Origin of the sequence: Leclercia sp. (assembly GCF_036780805.1) — a bacterium.
GTDB lineage: Bacteria > Pseudomonadota > Gammaproteobacteria > Enterobacterales > Enterobacteriaceae > Enterobacter.
The window spans coordinates 1,031,916-1,050,522 of sequence record NZ_DAIQCE010000001.1; the positions used below are offsets into that span (position 1 = coordinate 1,031,916).

Sequence of the window (18,607 nt, forward strand, 5' to 3'; positions counted from 1 at the left end):
GTTTCAGTAGCTTCCGCGAATTAATCTCCCCGCCATTACTCCTTAAGCAGTAATAAAACCGCTCCCCACCGACTATTAAGAGGGCGAAGATTGGCGAAATTGATTTGCCGCAAAAAAAACAGGGGCTTTGCTGTTAGTTTTCCGCCGGAATTCTCAATGTTCTAACGAGGACAGCAATGGACGTCAGCCGCAGACAGTTTTTTAAAATCTGCGCGGGCGGTATGGCCGGTACGACAGTGGCTGCTTTAGGGTTCGCCCCTAAAATGGCGCTGGCTCAGGCGCGCAACTATAAGTTGCTGCGCGCGAAAGAGATCCGTAACACCTGCACATACTGCTCCGTGGGATGCGGGCTATTGATGTATAGCCTGGGTGATGGCGCGAAGAACGCCAAAGAGTCGATTTATCATATTGAAGGCGATGCGGATCATCCGGTCAGCCGTGGGGCGTTATGCCCGAAAGGGGCGGGCCTGCTGGACTATGTCCACAGCGACAACCGCCTGCGTTATCCGGAATACCGCGCGCCGGGTTCCGACAAATGGCAGCGAATTTCCTGGGATGAGGCGTTTACGCGCATCGCGAAGCTGATGAAGGCCGACCGCGACGCCAACTTCGTCGAGACCAACGAGCAGGGCGTGACGGTTAACCGCTGGCTCTCCACCGGGATGCTGTGTGCCTCCGCGGCAAGTAATGAAACCGGCATGCTGACGCAAAAATTTGTGCGCTCCCTCGGCATGCTGGCGGTAGACAACCAGGCGCGCGTCTGACACGGACCAACGGTAGCAAGTCTTGCTCCAACATTTGGTCGCGGTGCGATGACCAACCACTGGGTTGATATCAAAAACGCGAACGTCGTGATGGTGATGGGCGGCAACGCCGCTGAAGCCCATCCGGTGGGATTCCGCTGGGCGATGGAGGCGAAAAACAACAACGATGCGACGCTGATCGTCGTCGATCCGCGCTTTACGCGTACGGCATCGGTGGCCGATATCTATGCGCCAATCCGCTCCGGCACGGACATTACGTTCCTTTCCGGCGTGCTGCGGTACCTGATCGAAAACAACAAAATTAACGCCGAGTACGTTAAGCACTACACCAACGCCAATTTGCTGGTACGGGAAGATTTTGCCTTCGACGACGGGCTGTTCAGCGGCTACGACGCTGAAAAACGCCAGTACGATAAGTCCTCCTGGAACTATCAGTTCGACGAAAACGGCTATGCCAGACGCGATGACACCCTGACCGATCCGCGCTGCGTGTGGAACCTGCTGAAACAGCACGTCTCCCGCTATACGCCGGAGGTGGTGGAGAACATCTGCGGCACGCCAAAAGCCGATTTCCTGAAGGTGTGCGACGTGCTGGCCTCCACCAGCGCCGCGGACAGAACCACCACCTTCCTGTATGCGCTGGGCTGGACGCAGCATACCGTGGGTGCGCAGAACATCCGTACCATGGCGATGATCCAGCTGCTGCTCGGCAACATGGGCATGGCCGGTGGCGGGGTTAACGCCCTGCGCGGCCACTCCAACATCCAGGGCCTGACCGATCTCGGCTTGCTGTCGACCAGCCTGACCGGCTATCTGACGCTGCCGTCCGAGAAACAGACCGACCTGCAGAGCTACATGGCGGCCAACACGCCGAAAGCGACCCTGCCGGACCAGGTGAACTACTGGAGCAACTATCCGAAGTTCTTCGTCAGCCTGATGAAATCCTTCTACGGCGATGCGGCGCAGAAGGAGAACGACTGGGGCTTTAACTGGCTGCCGAAATGGGATCAGTCCTACGACGTCATTAAGTATTTCAACATGATGTCGAAGGGCAAGGTCACGGGATACATCTGCCAGGGCTTCAACCCGGTGGCGTCGTTCCCGGATAAAAACAAGATTGTCGCCAGCCTCAGCAAGCTGAAGTACATGGTGGTGATCGATCCGCTGGTGACCGAGACTTCGACCTTCTGGCAGAACCACGGCGAGATGAATGACGTGGATCCCGCCTCGATTCAGACCGAGGTCTTCCGTCTGCCGTCCACCTGCTTCGCGGAAGAGGACGGCTCCATCGCCAACTCCGGTCGCTGGCTGCAGTGGCACTGGAAGGGGCAGGATGCACCGGGCGAAGCGCGTAACGACGGCGAGATCCTGGCCGGAATTTACCATCGCCTGCGCGAGATGTATCGCACCGAAGGCGGCAAGGGCGTCGAACCGCTGCTGCGCATGAGCTGGGATTACAAACAGCCGGATCACCCGGAATCGGAAGAGGTGGCGAAAGAGAACAACGGCTATGCGCTGGCGGATCTCTATGACGCCAACGGCGTGCTCATCGCGAAGAAAGGCCAGCTGCTGAGCAGCTTCGCCCAGCTGCGTGATGATGGTACGACGGCCTCGTCGTGCTGGATCTACACTGGCAGCTGGACAGAGCAGGGCAACCAGATGGCGAACCGCGATAACGCCGACCCGTCAGGGCTGGGCAACACGCTGGGCTGGGCCTGGGCGTGGCCATTAAACCGTCGCGTGCTCTATAACCGCGCCTCGGCGGATATCAACGGCAAGCCGTGGGATCCGAAACGAATGCTGATCCAGTGGAACGGCGCGAAGTGGACCGGGAATGATATCCCGGACTTCAACACCGCCGCACCGGGCAGCAATACCGGGCCGTTTATCATGCAGCCGGAAGGGCTGGGACGTCTGTTTGCCATCGACAAGCTGGCGGAAGGGCCGTTCCCGGAACACTACGAGCCGATGGAAACGCCGCTGGGCACCAACCCGCTGCACCCGAACGTGGTCTCCAGCCCGGTCGTGCGTCTCTACGAAGAAGATGCCGTGCGCATGGGCAAGAAAGACAAGTTCCCGTACGTCGGCACCACCTATCGCCTGACCGAACATTTCCACACCTGGACCAAGCATGCGCGACTGAATTCCATCGCCCAGCCGGAACAGTTTGTCGAGATCAGCGAGACCCTGGCGCAGGCCAAAGGCATTGCCAACGGCGACCGCGTCAAGGTCAGCAGCCAGCGCGGGTTTATTCGCGCCGTGGCGGTGGTTACCCGTCGTTTGCAGGCCCTGAACGTTCACGGCCAGCAGGTAGAAACGGTCGGTATTCCGCTGCACTGGGGCTTTGAAGGGGTGGCGCAGAAAGGCTATATCGCCAACACCCTGACGCCAGCGGTAGGGGATTCCAACTCGCAAACGCCGGAGTACAAGGCGTTTCTGGTCAACATCGAGAAAGCGTAAGGAGCGAAGTAATGTCGATGGAAACACAAGACGTCATCAAACGCTCCGCCACCAACGGCTTTACCCCCGCGCCACGTGCGCGGGATTACAAAGCGGAAGTGGCCAAGCTTATTGATGTCTCCTCCTGCGTGGGCTGCAAAGCCTGCCAGGTGGCCTGTTCCGAGTGGAATGATATCCGCGATGAGGTGGGCCATTGCGTTGGGGTTTACGATAACCCGGCCGATCTGAGCGCTAAATCCTGGACGGTGATGCGCTTTAGCGAAACCGAACAGAACGGCAAGCTGGAGTGGCTGATCCGCAAAGACGGCTGTATGCACTGCGAGGATCCGGGCTGCCTGAAGGCGTGCCCGTCCGCCGGGGCGATTATTCAGTACGCCAACGGTATCGTCGATTTCCAGCAGGATAACTGCATCGGCTGCGGGTACTGCATCGCCGGGTGTCCGTTCAACGTTCCGCGCCTCAGCAAAGAGGACAACCGGGTCTACAAATGCACCCTGTGCGTGGATCGCGTCAGCGTCGGTCAGGAGCCGGCCTGCGTGAAAACCTGCCCGACCGGGGCCATTCACTTTGGCACCAAGAAGGAGATGCTGGACGTGGCCCAGCAGCGGGTCGATAAGCTGAGGGCGCGCGGCTACGCCAATGCGGGCGTCTACAACCCGCAGGGCGTGGGGGGGACGCACGTGATGTATGTCCTGCACCATCTCGACCAGCCGGAGCTGTATCACAATCTGCCGAAGGATCCGGCTATTGATACCTCCATCAATCTGTGGAAAGGGGCGCTTAAACCGCTCTCGGCGGCGGGCTTTATCGCCACCTTTGCCGGGTTGATTTATCACTACGTGGGGATCGGGCCGAACAAAGAGGTGGATGACGATGAGGAGGAGCACCATGAGTAAGTCAAAGACGATCGTGCGCACGAAGTTTGTTGACCGCGCCTGTCACTGGACGGTGGTGATCTGTTTCTTCCTCGTGGCGGTATCTGGGATTTCGTTCTTCTTCCCGACGCTGCAGTGGTTGACCGAGACCTTCGGGACGCCGCAGATGGGGCGCATCCTGCACCCGTTCTTTGGGGTGCTGATCTTCGTGGTGCTGATGTTTATGTTCGTACGTTTCGTCCATCACAACATCCCGGATAAGCAGGATATTCCGTGGGTGAAGGGCATTGTTGAGGTGCTGAAAGGCAACGAGCATAAAGTCGCGAAAGTGGGTAAATACAACGCCGGACAAAAGATGATGTTCTGGACCATCATGAGCATGATTTTTGTGCTGCTGGTGACCGGGGTCATTATCTGGCGTCCGTACTTTGCCCCGTATTTCCCGATGCAGGTGGTGCGCTATAGCCTGCTGATCCATGCCACGTCGGCCATCATTTTGATCCACGCCATTCTGATCCATATGTATATGGCTTTCTGGGTCAAAGGCTCGATTAAAGGGATGATCGAAGGCAAGGTGAGCCGCCGCTGGGCGCAGAAACACCATCCACGCTGGTATCGGGACGTGGAACGCCTGGAAGCGCAGAAAGATGTTAGTGAAGGGATGAAGTAATCCCATCGCCTGTGGTGCCCGGCGGCGCTGCGCTTGCGCGGGCCTACGGGGAAATACCCGCTCCGGATGATTCTGGAGCGGGTATTTCCTGCAGGTCAGGTTTAGAACATTAAATGACTTTGAAAAATGGATCATCCGTTAATAATCCATATTTTTCGACAAACTCATTCATAGCACGCATGAATTCTTTGTCGCGTTTGCGTTGCTCGATACGTTCTTCTGCGGATAAAACCGGGCGTGACGGAACGCCAGTTAAATGGTCCTTACCTGTGTTCTTTTCCTTGATACCTGTTTTCATTGGTTACTTCTCCTTTATTGGTAAGGCCATTATCAATTCCGAATAATAAAAAACAATATTGATTCGCCTGGTAATAGTTAAATTATACCCTCCCGGTAAATAACCAGGAGGGCGGCAATCGTCAGAATTTCTCTTTAATATAACGGAACGGATAAGCGGTCGGTTTAATTTTACCAATCTTACGTTTCGGTAATTTAACCTCTTCCTCCGGCAGGTCTTTATACGGAATTTGCGACAGCAGGTGAGAGATAATATTCAGCCGCACGCGCTTTTTGTCCTCGGAACGGGCGACAAACCATGGGGCCCAGGCGGTGTCGGTGGCGGCAAACATCGCATCGCGCGCTTTGGTGTACTCATCCCAGCGGTTGAACGATTTTATATCCATTGGCGACAGCTTCCAGGTTTTGCGCCCGTCGTTGATGCGGTCGCGCAGACGGCTCTCCTGCTCTTTGGGCGTCACCTCCAGCCAGTATTTGATCAGAATAATGCCCGCATCGACCATCGCTTTTTCGATGATCGGCGCACCGTCGAGGAACTTCTCGACCTGGTCCTCGGTACAAAATCCCATAACCCGCTCCACGCCTGCGCGGTTGTACCAGCTGCGGTCGAAAATCACGATCTCACCTGCCGACGGCAGATGCGGCACATAGCGCTGGAAGTAGAGCTGGCTCTTTTCTTTCTCGGTCGGGGCGGGTAGCGCCACCACCCGGAAGACGCGCGGGCTTACGCGTTCGGTCAGCGCCTTAATCGTGCCTCCTTTACCGGCGCCGTCGCGCCCTTCAAAGACCACGCACACTTTCAGCCCCTTGCTCACCACCCAGCGCTGCAACTTAACCAGCTCCACGTGCAGACGGTGCAGCTCTTTTTCGTACTCCGCGCGCTTAAGCGGGACGGGAGGCGCGATCTTCGCAACGGGTTTACTTTTGTTTTTATCTTTATCTGCCATGATGCGTTCCTTTACGGGAGTCTGTCGGTGCGGTGAGACATAACACTTTGAAGTGTAATCAGGGCTGAGCGGGTTGGCGGAAAATATTCACAGCCTACCCGAATTGATGGAGGAATCGGCCAGCGGCGCGATTTGAACTGGCTCACCATACAAGATTGGTCGATAATGGCTGTTGCAATTTTTTAACAACTGGTTGTGGTATGAAAAAGACGGTGTTTTCGTTAGCACTTGGCACTTTTGGCCTCGGCATGGCCGAATTTGGCATTATGGGTGTGTTAACCGAACTGGCGCGGGACGTGGGCATCACCATTCCCTCCGCCGGGAATATGATTTCGTTTTACGCCTTTGGGGTGGTGATCGGGGCACCGATTATTGCGCTCTTTTCGAGTAAGTTCTCCTTAAAGTCGATCCTGCTGTTTCTGGTGACGCTGTGCCTGATCGGCAATGCGATTTTCACCTTCTCCACCTCGTACACCATGCTGGCGATCGGGCGGCTGGTCTCCGGCTTTCCGCACGGGGCGTTCTTTGGTGTCGGGACCATCATCCTCTCGCGCATTGCGCCGCCGGGCAAAGTGACGCTGGCGGTGGCAGGGATGGTCGCCGGGATGACGGTCGCCAACCTTGCGGGGGTGCCGCTTGGCACCTGGTTGGGGCATCAGTTCAGCTGGCGCTACACCTTCTTCCTGATCGCCGCCTTTAACCTGCTGGTGATGCTGTCGATCGCCCTGTGGGTGCCGCAAACCTTCGATAAATCGCAAACCCGCCTGAGCGAGCAGTTCCGCTTCCTGAAAAAGCCGGAGCCGTGGTTTATCTTCGCCGCCACCATGTTTGGCAACGCCGGGGTCTTTGCCTGGTTCAGCTTCGTGAAGCCGTTCATGATCAACGTGTCGGGCTTTTCCGAAGGGGTGATGACCGCGATCATGATGCTGATGGGGCTCGGGATGGTGCTGGGGAATCTGTTCAGCGGCAAGCTCTCCGGGCGCTACAGCCCGCTGCGGATTGCGGCGATCACCGATCTGGTGATTGTGCTGTCGCTGCTGCTGCTGTTTGCCTTCGGCGGACTGCCTGCGGCCTCGCTGGTGATGGGCTTTATCTGCTGCGCCGGGCTGTTTGCGCTGGCGGCACCGCTGCAGATCCTGCTCCTGCAAAATGCGCAGGGCGGGGAGATGCTCGGTGCGGCGGGGGGACAGGTGGCGTTTAACCTCGGCAGCGCCATCGGGGCGTACTTTGGCGGGATGATGATTACGCTGGGCTTTAGCTGGAGTTACGTGACCTTGCCTGCGGCAGCGCTGTCGTTTTGTGCCATGTCGTCGTTGTTGATGTACGGTTATCTGAAAGCTCGACGGGCACAGGGAAATAGGCAGGCGTTAGCCTGAGAGTGAAATGCCGGGTGGCGCTGCGCTGACCCGGCCTACAAAACCCGTAGGCCCGTGCAAGCGCAGCGCCGCCGGGCAAAAACACACTCACGGCAATGACGGTTCACCCAGGGTTAACATCAGGCGGTTAGCCCAGGCGAAGAAGGCCGCGGACTGGACCAGATCCAGCTGGGCGAGGGTATCCAGCCCCTGACGTTCCAGCTCGGCCAGATGCCCCGGCGTCACCGCAGGCGGGGTGACCGACAGCGCGGCGGCAAAATCAATCCCCGCCTGCCAGCGCGGCGACTGCCCGCTGCTCAGGGACTGACCCGGCGCTACCGCCAACAGTCTTTCCACGGCATCATCATCCTTCGACAGCTGGCTGGCCTTACGCGCATGCACCGAGGCGCAGTAAATGCAGCCGTTGACCTTGCTGGTCACCGCCGCGGCCAGCTCTCGCTCCGCCCGCGACAGTCCGCCTGAAGTATAGAAAATCCCTTTATCGGTCAGCGTTCGCTGCTCCAGCACCGGCAGATTGCGCCCCAGCAGGCGGAAATAGTCGGAGTCGGTATGGCCGAATTTTGCGAGGATCGCCTGCTCATCAGGAGTAAATTCCGCCAGCGGTTTTGGCGCCAGCCACGGCTCCCAGCCCAGCTCAAGCTGGGTAAACTCAACCGGTGCGGCTTTGCCGTTTTTAGTCTGCGGCACGGTGTGCCAGGGGCCTGCCACAACCGGAACATCGCTTGCCGCCACCGGTTTGTCATTGAGCAGACGCAGGCCGACGATCAGGCGGCTCTGGAAGCTGACAAAGGCGATCAACTGCGCCAGGGTGACGATGCCTTCCTTGCTCCAGCCTGCCAGGGTGAGCGCGTTGATCGCGCCGGGGGTGGCTTCGACCGGAGAGAAGGTCAGCAGCCGGGCAAAGGTCAGGGCGGGGGTCAGGCGCACCGAGGTCGGATCGGCCAGACCAAACCCGGCGTAATGGGCTGCCAGCGCGTCGGCGTTGTGCCATTTCGCCACTTTAGCCGCCACGGCAAAGCGTTCGTCCAGCGCAAAATCAGCCGTCTGCTGACTGAATAACGTTTCGTAGCTCCCCTGCGCGTGACGCGTTGCCGCCTCGCGGGTGAGTCGTGCCTGTTCCAGCGGGGAACCGGGGGCGATCTCCGCCAGTTCGGCGAGAATATCCTGACTTAAAGCCATAGTGACTCCTTAAATAAGATGAGGGGCAATCTGCTCTGCGATTAACTCAATGGAACGTAAGGTGTCCTGATGCGACGGCTCAACCGAATGCACCTGGAACGAAATGTCGGTGGCGCGCGCGAGCACCGAATCCTGCGCCAGCGAAGCGAGCACCGTCTGCGGCGCGCCGATATGGGCGTCGAACTGACGGATGTAGTCCGTGACAGTGTCACCAATCAGTGCATGCCCGGCAGCCTGATGCTGCTGCGCCTGACGGGTCAGACCCGGTTCGGCCACCTTCAGGGCATACGCATCGCTGTCGGCGACAAACGCAGTGCGCGAGGCCAGAATGCGCGGAGCCACGCCGGACGGCAGGGCGTCGAGATAGGCATCGATAATCGGGTTCTGGATCGCATCCAGCGGCAGCCTGAGGTTATCCGCCGGGCGCGGCTGGGTGCGGGAGAGCATCAGCCCGTGGCCCTGTTGGGCGGCACGCACTGCACCCTCCACCGAGAAGGTGGCGATCCACACCCGCTCCGTCAGCCCCGGGGCGGGCGGATAGAGATGGTTGTCCGGATGGGTCAGCGAATCCCCGCGCCAGGCGCTGTTAATCAGATGCAGGTGATCGGCAAAGGTCGCCGCCCGCTCGTTAATGGTCAGCCCGAACGGCAAAAACGAGGTCGGCGTGCCGCCGGAGCCAAACCCCACTTCCAGCCGCCCGTCGGCCAGCAGATCCAGCACTGCCGTGTCCTCCGCGACCCGGAGCGGGTTCTCCAGCGGCAGGGTGATAATGGCCGTACCCAGACGAATACGGGTGGTAAACGCTGCGATATGGGCGAGGAACACCAGCGGCGACGGCAGGCCGCCCTCGTGCTCGTGAAAGTGGTGTTGCGCGATCCAGGCGGTGTCAAACCCGTAGCGTTCGGCATGGCGGATCTGCTCTGTCGCCAGGCGATAGCGTTCTTTGGCTGGCACATCGTCCAGCAGGCGGGTAAAGAAACCCAGGCGTTTACGCGTCATGCGTACTCCTCCGTAAGGGGTGAAAAATGGGGAATGGCGTCGATCAGCTCGCGGGTATAGTCGTTCTGCGGGGCAGCGAACAGCGACTCGACCGCGCCGTGCTCAACGACCTGACCGCTGCGCAGCACGGTGACGCTGTGGGCGATGCGCCGGACGGTCGCCAGGTCGTGAGTAATAAACAGATAGGTCAGCCCCAGCTGCTGTTGCAGCTGCTGGAGCAGGGCGAGGATCTGCGCCTGCACGGTGACGTCCAACGCCGAGGTGGCCTCATCCAGCACCAGAATAGTCGGCTCGAGGATCAGCGCCCGGGCAATGGCCACGCGCTGCCGCTGTCCACCCGAGAGTTCCCGCGCGGTGCGGGTTAACAGCTCCGGCGGCAGGGCCACCCGCCGGGTGACGCTCTCCACCCGGGCGGCGCGTTCGGCCTTGCTGACCGGCGCGAAATTTTTCAGCGGCTCTTCGATGATCTCAAACAGCGTCTGGCGCGGATCCAGCGAGGCAAAGGGGTTCTGGTAAACGAACTGGATCTTCTGTCGCAGCTGACGCCGCGCCTCGTGGCTGAGCGTGGTGGCGTCGATGTCGTCAATAATCACCCGGCCTGAATCGGCCTGCTCAAACCCGAGCAGAATACGGGCGAGGGTGGTTTTGCCCGAGCCCGACTCCCCGACCAGCGCGTGGGTGCTGCCGCGCTGCACGGCAAAGCTCACCGCATCCAGGGCCTGTAACTGGTGGCCTTTTCCCAGCGCAAAGCGTTTGCTGATCCCTTCGGCGCGGATCGCCGGGGAGGCCAGCGGGCGACCCGCCACCGGGGCGATGGTTAACCGCTGTCCGTGCAGATCGCTCAGCAGCTGGCGGGTATAGGCGTGCTGCGGGGCGCGCACCACGTCGGCGGTCGCGCCATGCTCCTGCACCTCGCCGTGGCGGAACACCAGCAGCCGGTCGGCCCGCTGGGCCGCCAGGGCCAGGTCGTGGGTGACAAACAGCACCGCGGTACCGGATTCCCGGCGCAGCACGTCCAGCAGATCGAGAATGCGTTTCTGCACCGTGACGTCCAGCGCGCTGGTGGGTTCATCGGCGATGATGACGTCCGGGCGCAGGGCGATGGCGATAGCGATCAGCACCCGCTGCTTCATGCCGCCGGAGAGCTGATGTGGGAACTGCTTCATCCGCTGCTCCGGGTGGCTAAGACCCACTTTGGTCAGCAGAGCCAGCACCTGGCTGTCGCACTCGGCCTTGCTGATTTTCTGATGCAGCCGCAGGATCTCGCCCACCTGAGCACCGACGGTTTTCACCGGATTGAGGGAGTTACCCGGATCCTGCGGCACCAGGCTGATGCGCGCCCCGCGCAGGTTGTCGAGGCGTTTAGCCGACCACTGGCTGAGATCTTCGCCGTTCAGGCGGATGCTGCCCGCGTCGCGGCGGGCGTTGTCCGCCAGCAGGCCGATGATCGCCTGGGCGGTGGTGGTTTTCCCCGAGCCGGATTCACCGACAAAGGCCAGCATCTCGCCGCGCCCGAGGGTAAAGCTGACGTTATGCACCACCTCACGCCATTCGCGACCAGTGCGGTAGCTGAGGGTCAGATTTTCCACAGATAATACGGTCATGCGCGACCTCCGCTTAACTGACGGCTGATACGGTTGGTGGCCAGCACCACGGCGATCACCACCAGACCCGGGAAGGTGGTTAGCCACCAGGCGGTTGAGAGATAGTTACGCCCTTCGGCAATCAGCAGCCCCCATTCCGGGATCGGCGGCGGGGTGCCGTAGCCGAGGAAGCTGAGGGTCGACAGCGCCAGGATCGCCTGACCAAACTGCAGGGTGGCAAAGGCCAGCACCGCAGTCAGGGAGTTGGGAAGAATATGACGCCACAGCACCGTCCAGAAGGTGCCCCCGCTGCCGAAAGCCGCTTCGACATAATCGGTGTGGCGGATGCGCACCACTTCGCCGCGCGCCAGGCGGGCAAAACTAGCGATCGACGCCACCCCAACGGCGATGGCGGCATTTACCGTGCCAAAGCCCAGAAGAATGATCACCGTCAGCGACAGCAGCAGCGAGGGGATGGCGAGCAGCACGTCCACCAGGCGCATCAGCACTGACTCCACCCGTCCGGCAAAGGCCCCGGCGATGACACCGATGGCGGTGCCAATAAACAGCCCCATCGCTACCGCCACCAGCGCGGCGCTCAGGGAGTGCGAAGCGCCGTAGACGATGCGGGTATAAACATCGCGACCCAGCTGGTCGGTGCCAAGCCAGTAGTCCGCCTGAGGCGCCAGCCGCTGCGCGCCGGCAATGCCTTCAATCGGGCTGAAATGGGTAAACAGCCCCGGCGCGAAGGCGGCGAGTGCCGCAGCGGCAATAATGGTCCATGCCAGCCACAGTCCTGGCTGCCAGCGCAATCCGCGCCAGGCAGGGATGCGCCTGCGCGCCGCAGCAGCATAATCAACAAGGCTCATGCAGCACCTCCGGTAACGGTTTGCAGACGGGGATCGAACAGCGGCATCAGCAGATCCACCAGCAGGTTTATTAGCACAAAGCCGAGGGCGGAAATCATCACCACCGCCTGCAACACGGCGATATCCTGGTTGTTCACCGCCTGCTGGGTCAGCAGTCCCAGCCCGCTGCGGCCAAACACGGTTTCGGTGATCAGCGCCCCGGCAATCAGCTCGCCCAGCAGCAGTCCGGCAATGTTCAGCACCGGCAGCAGGGCATTGCCGGTGACGTGCCGCCAGAGGACGGCGGTTTCGCTCAGCCCTTTGGCCCGCGCCACCGCCACAAACGGCTGAGCGGCCACCTGATCGAGACTGCGCATCAGGATCTGCGCCAGCGGGGCGGAGATCGGAATCGCGACGGTGACAATCGGCAGGATCAGCCCCTGCAGCGGGGTTGGGTTAATCACCGGGATCAGCCGCAGCTGGAACGAAAACAGCTGGATTAAGGCAATCCCCAGCCAGAAGGTAGGCAGGGAAATAAACAGCACCGGTAAGGACTGAATGGCGTTACTCAGGAAGCGCAGCCCCGGCAGGCGCGAGGCCAGCGCCAGGGCGAAGGCCAACACCACCGCCAGCGCAAAGGCGGGCAGCGCCAGGCTTAGGGTGTCCGGCAGATTGGTGGCGATAAGCTCACTCACCGCCACGCCCGCCTGCACCGAGAAGCCAAAATCGCCGCGCAGCATCGCCCCAAGGGTGTGCAAATACTGCTGCCACAGCGGGCTGTCGGCCCCGTACGCGATGCGCATCTCTTCGATTTGCGCCGGGCTCAGACCCAGATCCGGGTTCTGGAACTTGATCAGCACCGCATCCCCCGGCAGGACCTGGAGCAGCACGAATGACAGGGTGAACGCCGCCCAGAGCACCAGCAGCCCCAGCCCGGCCCGTCGCAGCAGATAGTGGCTCATCGTCGACTCCTTAGTGTTTCTCGATCCACGCGCCGTAGAACGACGGGCGACCGACCGCTTCAAAACTCACCCCTTTCAGCCAGGGCGCACCGGCAAACACCTGTGGCTCTTCAAAGATCGGGATGACGTAGGCGTTATCCAGCAGGTAGCGCTGGGCGTCGCCGGTCAACTGCAGGCGCTTCTGCGGATCCACTTCGGCAGAGATGTTCACCAGCAGGTCGTTGAGCTTGTCGTCGCGGAAGCTATTGACCTTGTCGCTGGAGCCGCCTTTCTGCAGCAGGGCGTCGCGGTTGTTTGGATAGAACATGCTCTTCACCACGTCCGGGTCGGCGCGGCCCACTTCCGAGACGGTGAGCGGCGTTTTCAGCGGGTCGAGGTTGTCGAGGACGTGGCTCCCGGCATCACCGGCCTTCACGCTCAGGGCAACGCCCACCTGACGCCACTGCTGGGCCACCAGCTGCAACACCTCTTTATTCTGCGGCTGCGGCAGGGATTCATAGATGGTCAGGGCCAGACGCTGGCCGTCTTTGGCGCGGATGCCGTCGCTGCCCGCTTTCCAGCCCGCTTCATCCAGCAGGCTGCTGGCTTTGGCCGGGTCGAAGGCCAGCTTGTCGCTGAGGTCGACATAGCCAGCGGCGGAATCGGCAATCACCGATTTGGCCTGCGGATAGTTAGGCGAGAACAGGGTTTCAACGACCTGTTTAGCGTTGGTGGCGTGCAGCAGCGCCTGACGCACCCGCACGTCGGCCACCAGCGGATTATCCGGGCGGAAGCTGATGCTGTCGTTCACCCCGCGGGTGGGGGCAGCGTAGATGTGATACCCCTGTTCGGTCGCCTGTTTTTCATCATAGGCCTGCACCTGACGGATAAAATCGGCCTGTCCGGCCAGCAGCGCGCCGACGCGAACGCTGTCTTCCGGGGTCACCAGATAGGTGATGCCGTCAAGGTTAGCCGGGCCCTGCTGGGCGAGGTTTTTCGGCCCCCAGGCATAGTCTTTACGCGCCTGGAGATTCACCTCGCGGCCCAGCTTTTCGTCTTTCACCACAAACGGGCCGGAGCCGATGATATGGCGCGCGTCACCCAGCTCTTCAAAGTTACGTTGTAACGTGCTCAGGGAGACCAGACCCGAGCCGATGGTGGCGGTGCCCTGCAGGAAGCCCGGGGACGGCTTTTTGAAGTAAAACTTCACGGTCTGCGGGTCAATCACTTCACTGCGATCGTAGTTGTTGATCACTTCAGATACCGGCAGGCGCTGGGCTTTGTTGCCTTTGCCGTAGGTATCGAAGTTCTTCGCCACCGCGTTCGCGTCCAGCGGCGTGCCGTCGGAGAAGGTCACGCCCGGGCGGATCTTGAAGGTGTATTCGGTTTTATCGGCGTTGGTGGACCAGCTCTCGGCGATCCACGGCTCCACTTCCAGGGTTTTCGGGTTCTGCCAGGTGAGCTTATCGGTGATCTGATTCAGGATCCCGCCGTTGGGGTAAAACCCGCCCGCCGGGGGATAGAGGTTGGTGTGAGCCTGTTGTTCCAGATAGACCAGCGTGCCGCCTTTAACCGGCGTATCAGCGGCATAGGCCGCCGTTGTCGCAAGAATCAGCGCCGTCAGCAGCGGCAGGCGAAATGGGGTTTGCATGGTGAATTCCTTTGTTATCTTCTTGTTAGCGTCGAAGGCATCTTCGGGCGGGGCACAAAAGAAAGGAACAAAGGAATTGAGCTAAGGATTTGCGGAAAGTGGCAATAAAAAACCGCGCCGGGAGCGACGCGGTGAGCAGATACTAGACAAATTTCGCCAGCGGATCGGCGGCGGCAAAGGCTGCGGTGCGGTCGGCCGCAGGGGGATAGATCAGTTCTTTGGTGATGGCGATTTTGATTTTCTTCGCCTCGTCACGAACGCATTTTACTTTCTGCTCCCAGCCTTCGCTGTAGACCGCGCCCCAGCCGCCCAGATCGAGACAGGTGACGTAGTTCACCTGACGATAGGGATAGGGTGCCACGTCCAGCAGGCTGGCCGCAGCGTTATGCCCGGCGAATTTGCCCAGCTGGATGGCGTGCTGGCAGGTCATCAGGGCCGTGTTGCCGAGATCGTCGGTGCGGGCGCGGGCCATATCCCCGGTGGCGTACACTTCCGGGTGTTCAGGTACCTGCAGGTTCTCATTGACCACTAAGCGCCCCTGAGTGTCGCGCTCGCCCGCAATCTGCTGGCTGAGAGGATGGGCTTCGACGCCTGCGGTCCAGACGACGGTGGCGGCAGCGATGCGCTCGCCGTTTTTCAGCGTGACGCCGCGGGCATCGACGGCTTCGATTTCGCTGTTCAGACGCCATTCAACGCCCAGCTCACGGCTCGCTTCTTCGATAGTGCGGCGCAGCTCTTCACTGTAGCGCCCGCCAATCACTGCGCCACGCTCAACTACGATAACTTTAGTCTGTGTATCATCCCCGAAACGCGCGCGCAAACGGGCAGGGAGTTCGGTGGCCAGTTCAATGCCGGTGAAACCGCCCCCGCACACCACCACAGTGTTACGTTCCGGCGTGGAAGGGCGCGCGGCCAGTGAATTGAGGTGGTTTTCGAAAACCTGGGCGGACTCCAGCTGGTCGATATCAAAGGCAAATTCGGCCAGACCGGCAATGACCGGACGGCGGGTCTGGCTGCCGGTCGCCACGATCAGGCGATCGTAAGCGGCCAGCGTTACGTTGCCCTGGCTGTCGCGGTACCAGACGCTTTTCTGCCTGGCATCAATACGTTCAGCGGATCCGGCAATAAAGTGAATATTCAGTTCAGCAAAGAGATCGCTTAACGGGGCGGCATAGCCAGCCACCTGCTCTTCATAAAAGCGCGGGCGGATCCGCAGCTCAGGACGGGGGGCCAATACGGTGATTTGAAGCTCATCGCTTCCCGTTAAATCGGCCAGGCGCGCGGCGCTCACCGCAGCCCACATACCCGCAAAACCGCTGCCCACAATTAAAATTTGCTTCTTCATCTTCGATCCTTTTTCTCATCAGGCCCTGTGGTTGACGTGACTGCAACTATATTTGTCGGAGTTAACTGCGACAACTTCTTTCTGAGTTAAAGAGTTGAAGTGAGGAAAAACAGGGAGTTAAAACCAATGGGCGATTGCGCCTGTCATTACTTCACCAAACGCGGCTATAATGACCCGGAATAATAACTTCGGAGTTAAGCATGGCTTTTTACAGTTCCGGTGTGGAGTACGGCATTCATAGCCTGATGACCATGGTGGATGCGAAAGGGAACGACCGCGAGATGAGCGTCCGGGAGATGGCGGCGCTGCAGGGCGTGCCTTACGACTATCTGGGCAAAATCTTTACGCGTCTGTCGCGCGCCGGGCTGGTGAGCAGCACTGAGGGAAAGGGCGGCGGTTTCCGTCTGGCGCGGCCTGCGGAACTGATCACCGTGCTGGATGTGGCCCATGCCATCGATGGCGAGAAGAACATGTTTGAGTGTCGGGAAGTGCGTCAGCGGTTGGCAGTGTTCGACGAAACGCCCCCGGCCTGGGTTTGCGACGGGCCGTGCGGGGTACGCTCGGTGATGGACAGCGCCCAGCAGCGGATGGAAGAGGAGCTGGCCCGGCATACCATTCTCGACCTGGCGCGCAAAATGTACCGTAAGGCACCGGATACCTTTCAGATTGAGGTGCAGGAGTGGATTGCGGATCGGCGGAATTCGGGGTGAGTGCCGTCTGTCCACCCTCACCCTGACCCTCTCCCTGAGGGAGAGGGAAAAGGATTACGAACGGAAATCAATCACCATACGGCCACGGATCTGGCCTTGCTCCATCTCTTTGAAGATGGCATTGATATCGCCCAGCGGACGCAGCGCCACTTTCGGCACGACCTTGCCTTCGGCAGCAAACTGGAAGGCTTCGGTCAGATCCTGACGGGTGCCGACCAGCGAACCCACTACCTGAATACCGTCCAGCACCAGACGCGGAATATCCAGGCTCATTGCTTCCGGCGGCAGGCCGACTGCGACTATGCGGCCACCGGCACGAACGGCGTCCACCGCTGAGTTAAAGGCCACTTTCGCCACCGCCGTCACTACCGCAGCGTGGGCACCACCGGTTTTTTCCTGAATGAATTTGGCGGCATCGTCGCTGCGGGAGTTAACGACCAGATCGGCCCCCATGCTTGACGCCAGCTTCAGCTGTTCATCGTTAACGTCAACGGCGATCACTTTGGCGTTAAAGACGTTTTTGGCGTACTGCAACGCCAGGTTACCCAGACCGCCGAGGCCATAAATGGCAATCCACTGGCCGGGTTTAATCTCTGACACCTTCACCGCTTTGTAGGTAGTCACCCCGGCGCAGGTGATGCTGCTGGCGGCGGCGGATTCCAGACCATCCGGCACTTTTACCGCATAATCGGCCGTCACGATGCACTCTTCCGCCATCCCGCCGTCCACGGAATACCCGGCGTTTTTCACGGTACGGCACAGGGTTTCGTTGCCGGAGTTACAGTATTCACAATGGCCGCAGCCTTCGAAGAACCACGCCACGCTGGCGCGATCGCCCGGTTTCAGCGAGGTGACGCCCGGCCCGACTTCCTTAACCACGCCAATGCCTTCATGGCCGAGGATTACCCCGGTCTTATCGCCAAAATCGCCGTTCTTAACGTGAAGATCGGTGTGGCAGACGCCACAGCACTCCATCTTCAACAGCGCTTCGCCGTGCTTCAGCGGGCGCAGGGTTTTCTCGGTCACTTCTACCTGATGGTCTTTAGTCACGACAGCAGCTTTCATATGGTTCTCCATTTTCATAATGAGGATCTGCGAGGCAGGTATGGCGTCCAACAGCGCGTCATACTCCTTTAGGATTAATTTTTTTAATGAGTGAGGCAAGGGCTGTGAAACATAATGTCATCATTTAATGGGCATTTAACTGAATGATGAGGGCGGAAGAAGTAATAACCTTAATCAATGAATGGTTAATATTTCTGCAGTGAAACTGTCATGTTTATGACATTTCGCCCCCGTAAGGTGTGGTCTTCTTAAAAACCGAAGAGTTAACAAGACAATGCATCTGGTAAAAAAACTTCTCGCAGTGAGCGTCCTTCTGTCCGCTTCCGTACAGGCGCAAAATATTCTCGAATTCCCCCAGCCTGATAACAACCCGGAAGAGTTTTATGCCGTCACCGAAATCCCGGCGGGCGGGATTATTAAATATGAAACGGATGCCAAAACCGGCTTTATCATCGCCGACCGCTTCCAGTCGATGCCTGTCGCTTATCCAGCCAACTACGGCTCGCTGACGCAGTCGCTGGCGGGTGATGGCGATCCGCTGGACGTGATTTTCTATACCCGCGCGCCGATGGCCCCGGGGACCCTGATTAAACTGCGTGCCATTGGCGTGCTGAAGATGATCGACGGCGGCGAGAAAGACGACAAAATCGTGGCCGTCCCGGCGAGCAAAATTGATCCAACCTATGACGACATCAAAGAGATGAGCGATCTGCCGAAGATTGAGCAGCAGCGTCTGGAGTCGTTCTTCCGCGTTTATAAACAGCTGCCGGAAGGGCGTAAAGCGGTGGAGCTGAGCGGCTTTAACGATGCCGCCACCGCGAAGCAGGAAATTAAACAGGCATGGGATGCCTGGAAAACGAATCAGCCGAAGTAAAAAAAATGGCCCGGCGGCGGCTA

16 protein-coding genes are annotated in these 18,607 nt (G+C 59.6%); 6 read left to right on the forward strand and 10 right to left on the reverse strand.

The features are described from left to right. The first annotated feature begins 176 nt into the window (after positions 1-176). From fdnG to fdnI, 3 genes are read left to right on the forward strand one after another with little or no spacing between them, the layout of a single operon-like run. Positions 177-3,224, forward strand: coding sequence for a formate dehydrogenase-N subunit alpha (fdnG, locus tag V7Q49_RS04790; protein WP_333849596.1), 3,048 nt, complete (start codon positions 177-179; stop codon positions 3,222-3,224). Between the two features lie 11 nt (positions 3,225-3,235). Then, positions 3,236-4,120 carry a formate dehydrogenase subunit beta gene (gene fdxH / locus V7Q49_RS04795; RefSeq protein ID WP_333849597.1) on the forward strand — a complete coding sequence of 295 codons (885 nt, stop codon included), beginning with the start codon at positions 3,236-3,238 and terminating at the stop codon, positions 4,118-4,120. Then, positions 4,113-4,769, forward strand: coding sequence for a formate dehydrogenase-N subunit gamma (gene fdnI / locus V7Q49_RS04800; protein ID WP_333849598.1), 657 nt, complete (start codon positions 4,113-4,115; stop codon positions 4,767-4,769). The genes fdxH and fdnI overlap by 8 nt, the downstream gene beginning before the upstream one ends. Positions 4,770-4,878: 109 nt before the next feature. Here fdnI and V7Q49_RS04805 read toward each other — a convergent pair whose 3' ends face one another. Both V7Q49_RS04805 and ppk2 read right to left on the reverse strand, forming a co-directional pair. After that, complete coding sequence (locus V7Q49_RS04805; protein WP_333849599.1) at positions 4,879-5,067, reverse strand: hypothetical protein; 189 nt, start codon at positions 5,065-5,067, stop codon at positions 4,879-4,881. Positions 5,068-5,188: 121 nt separating this feature from the next. Further along, positions 5,189-6,013, reverse strand: a complete 825-nt coding sequence (gene ppk2 / locus V7Q49_RS04810) for a polyphosphate kinase 2 (protein WP_333849600.1) — start codon at positions 6,011-6,013, stop codon at positions 5,189-5,191. A gap of 200 nt (positions 6,014-6,213) precedes the next feature. On the opposite strand from ppk2, the gene araJ reads away from it, so the two are divergent. Next, entirely contained in the window at positions 6,214-7,389 is a 1,176-nt protein-coding gene (gene araJ / locus V7Q49_RS04815) for an MFS transporter AraJ (RefSeq protein ID WP_333849601.1), read from the forward strand. Between the two features lie 87 nt (positions 7,390-7,476). On the opposite strand, the gene V7Q49_RS04820 is transcribed toward araJ, so the two are convergent. The 7 genes from V7Q49_RS04820 to V7Q49_RS04850 all read right to left on the reverse strand — a co-directional run bounded on the left by V7Q49_RS04820 (position 7,477) and on the right by V7Q49_RS04850 (position 15,935). Continuing rightward, positions 7,477-8,568 (reverse strand): alkylhydroperoxidase domain protein, encoded by a 1,092-nt coding sequence (locus V7Q49_RS04820; RefSeq protein WP_333849602.1) that lies wholly within the window; start codon positions 8,566-8,568, stop codon positions 7,477-7,479. A 9-nt stretch (positions 8,569-8,577) separates the two neighbouring features. Then, entirely contained in the window at positions 8,578-9,567 is a 990-nt protein-coding gene (locus tag V7Q49_RS04825) for a putative FMN-dependent luciferase-like monooxygenase (RefSeq protein WP_333849603.1), read from the reverse strand. Next, positions 9,564-11,171, reverse strand: a complete 1,608-nt coding sequence (locus tag V7Q49_RS04830; protein WP_333849604.1) for an ABC transporter ATP-binding protein — start codon at positions 11,169-11,171, stop codon at positions 9,564-9,566. The genes V7Q49_RS04825 and V7Q49_RS04830 overlap by 4 nt, the downstream gene beginning before the upstream one ends. Next, positions 11,168-12,019: an ABC transporter permease gene (locus tag V7Q49_RS04835; RefSeq protein WP_333849605.1), complete on the reverse strand. Its 852-nt coding sequence runs from the start codon at positions 12,017-12,019 to the stop codon at positions 11,168-11,170. Before V7Q49_RS04835 ends, V7Q49_RS04830 begins: the two co-directional genes overlap by 4 nt. Then, positions 12,016-12,960, reverse strand: coding sequence for an ABC transporter permease (locus V7Q49_RS04840; RefSeq protein WP_333849606.1), 945 nt, complete (start codon positions 12,958-12,960; stop codon positions 12,016-12,018). Before V7Q49_RS04840 ends, V7Q49_RS04835 begins: the two co-directional genes overlap by 4 nt. A gap of 10 nt (positions 12,961-12,970) precedes the next feature. Next, positions 12,971-14,590 (reverse strand): TIGR04028 family ABC transporter substrate-binding protein, encoded by a 1,620-nt coding sequence (locus V7Q49_RS04845; protein ID WP_333849607.1) that lies wholly within the window; start codon positions 14,588-14,590, stop codon positions 12,971-12,973. A 142-nt stretch (positions 14,591-14,732) separates the two neighbouring features. Further along, a complete protein-coding gene (locus V7Q49_RS04850; RefSeq protein WP_333849608.1) occupies positions 14,733-15,935 on the reverse strand; it encodes an NAD(P)/FAD-dependent oxidoreductase in 1,203 nt (400 codons plus the stop codon). A 200-nt stretch (positions 15,936-16,135) separates the two neighbouring features. Between V7Q49_RS04850 and V7Q49_RS04855 the strand changes: the two genes are divergently transcribed. Further along, positions 16,136-16,645: an RrF2 family transcriptional regulator gene (locus V7Q49_RS04855; protein WP_333849609.1), complete on the forward strand. Its 510-nt coding sequence runs from the start codon at positions 16,136-16,138 to the stop codon at positions 16,643-16,645. A gap of 54 nt (positions 16,646-16,699) precedes the next feature. On the opposite strand, the gene adhP is transcribed toward V7Q49_RS04855, so the two are convergent. Further along, entirely contained in the window at positions 16,700-17,710 is a 1,011-nt protein-coding gene (adhP, locus tag V7Q49_RS04860; protein ID WP_333849610.1) for an alcohol dehydrogenase AdhP, read from the reverse strand. 274 nt (positions 17,711-17,984) lie between these two features. Here adhP and V7Q49_RS04865 point away from each other — a divergent pair, with 274 nt between their 5' ends. Beyond that, a complete protein-coding gene (locus V7Q49_RS04865; protein WP_333849611.1) occupies positions 17,985-18,584 on the forward strand; it encodes an inorganic diphosphatase in 600 nt (199 codons plus the stop codon). Positions 18,585-18,607: the final 23 nt, after the last annotated feature.

What these genes read in the sequence shown, in the direction of transcription:
- fdxH (WP_333849597.1), top strand. Translation starts at nt 3,236, where the DNA reads ATGTCGATGGAAACACAAGACGTCATCAAACGCTCCGCCACCAACGGC.
- fdnI (WP_333849598.1), top strand. Translation starts at nt 4,113, where the DNA reads ATGAGTAAGTCAAAGACGATCGTGCGCACGAAGTTTGTTGACCGCGCC.
- V7Q49_RS04805 (WP_333849599.1), bottom strand. Translation starts at nt 5,067, where the DNA reads ATGAAAACAGGTATCAAGGAAAAGAACACAGGTAAGGACCATTTAACT.
- ppk2 (WP_333849600.1), bottom strand. Translation starts at nt 6,013, where the DNA reads ATGGCAGATAAAGATAAAAACAAAAGTAAACCCGTTGCGAAGATCGCG.
- araJ (WP_333849601.1), top strand. Translation starts at nt 6,214, where the DNA reads ATGAAAAAGACGGTGTTTTCGTTAGCACTTGGCACTTTTGGCCTCGGC.
- V7Q49_RS04820 (WP_333849602.1), bottom strand. Translation starts at nt 8,568, where the DNA reads ATGGCTTTAAGTCAGGATATTCTCGCCGAACTGGCGGAGATCGCCCCC.
- V7Q49_RS04825 (WP_333849603.1), bottom strand. Translation starts at nt 9,567, where the DNA reads ATGACGCGTAAACGCCTGGGTTTCTTTACCCGCCTGCTGGACGATGTG.
- V7Q49_RS04830 (WP_333849604.1), bottom strand. Translation starts at nt 11,171, where the DNA reads ATGACCGTATTATCTGTGGAAAATCTGACCCTCAGCTACCGCACTGGT.
- V7Q49_RS04835 (WP_333849605.1), bottom strand. Translation starts at nt 12,019, where the DNA reads ATGAGCCTTGTTGATTATGCTGCTGCGGCGCGCAGGCGCATCCCTGCC.
- V7Q49_RS04840 (WP_333849606.1), bottom strand. Translation starts at nt 12,960, where the DNA reads ATGAGCCACTATCTGCTGCGACGGGCCGGGCTGGGGCTGCTGGTGCTC.
- V7Q49_RS04845 (WP_333849607.1), bottom strand. Translation starts at nt 14,590, where the DNA reads ATGCAAACCCCATTTCGCCTGCCGCTGCTGACGGCGCTGATTCTTGCG.
- V7Q49_RS04850 (WP_333849608.1), bottom strand. Translation starts at nt 15,935, where the DNA reads ATGAAGAAGCAAATTTTAATTGTGGGCAGCGGTTTTGCGGGTATGTGG.
- V7Q49_RS04855 (WP_333849609.1), top strand. Translation starts at nt 16,136, where the DNA reads ATGGCTTTTTACAGTTCCGGTGTGGAGTACGGCATTCATAGCCTGATG.
- adhP (WP_333849610.1), bottom strand. Translation starts at nt 17,710, where the DNA reads ATGAAAGCTGCTGTCGTGACTAAAGACCATCAGGTAGAAGTGACCGAG.
- V7Q49_RS04865 (WP_333849611.1), top strand. Translation starts at nt 17,985, where the DNA reads ATGCATCTGGTAAAAAAACTTCTCGCAGTGAGCGTCCTTCTGTCCGCT.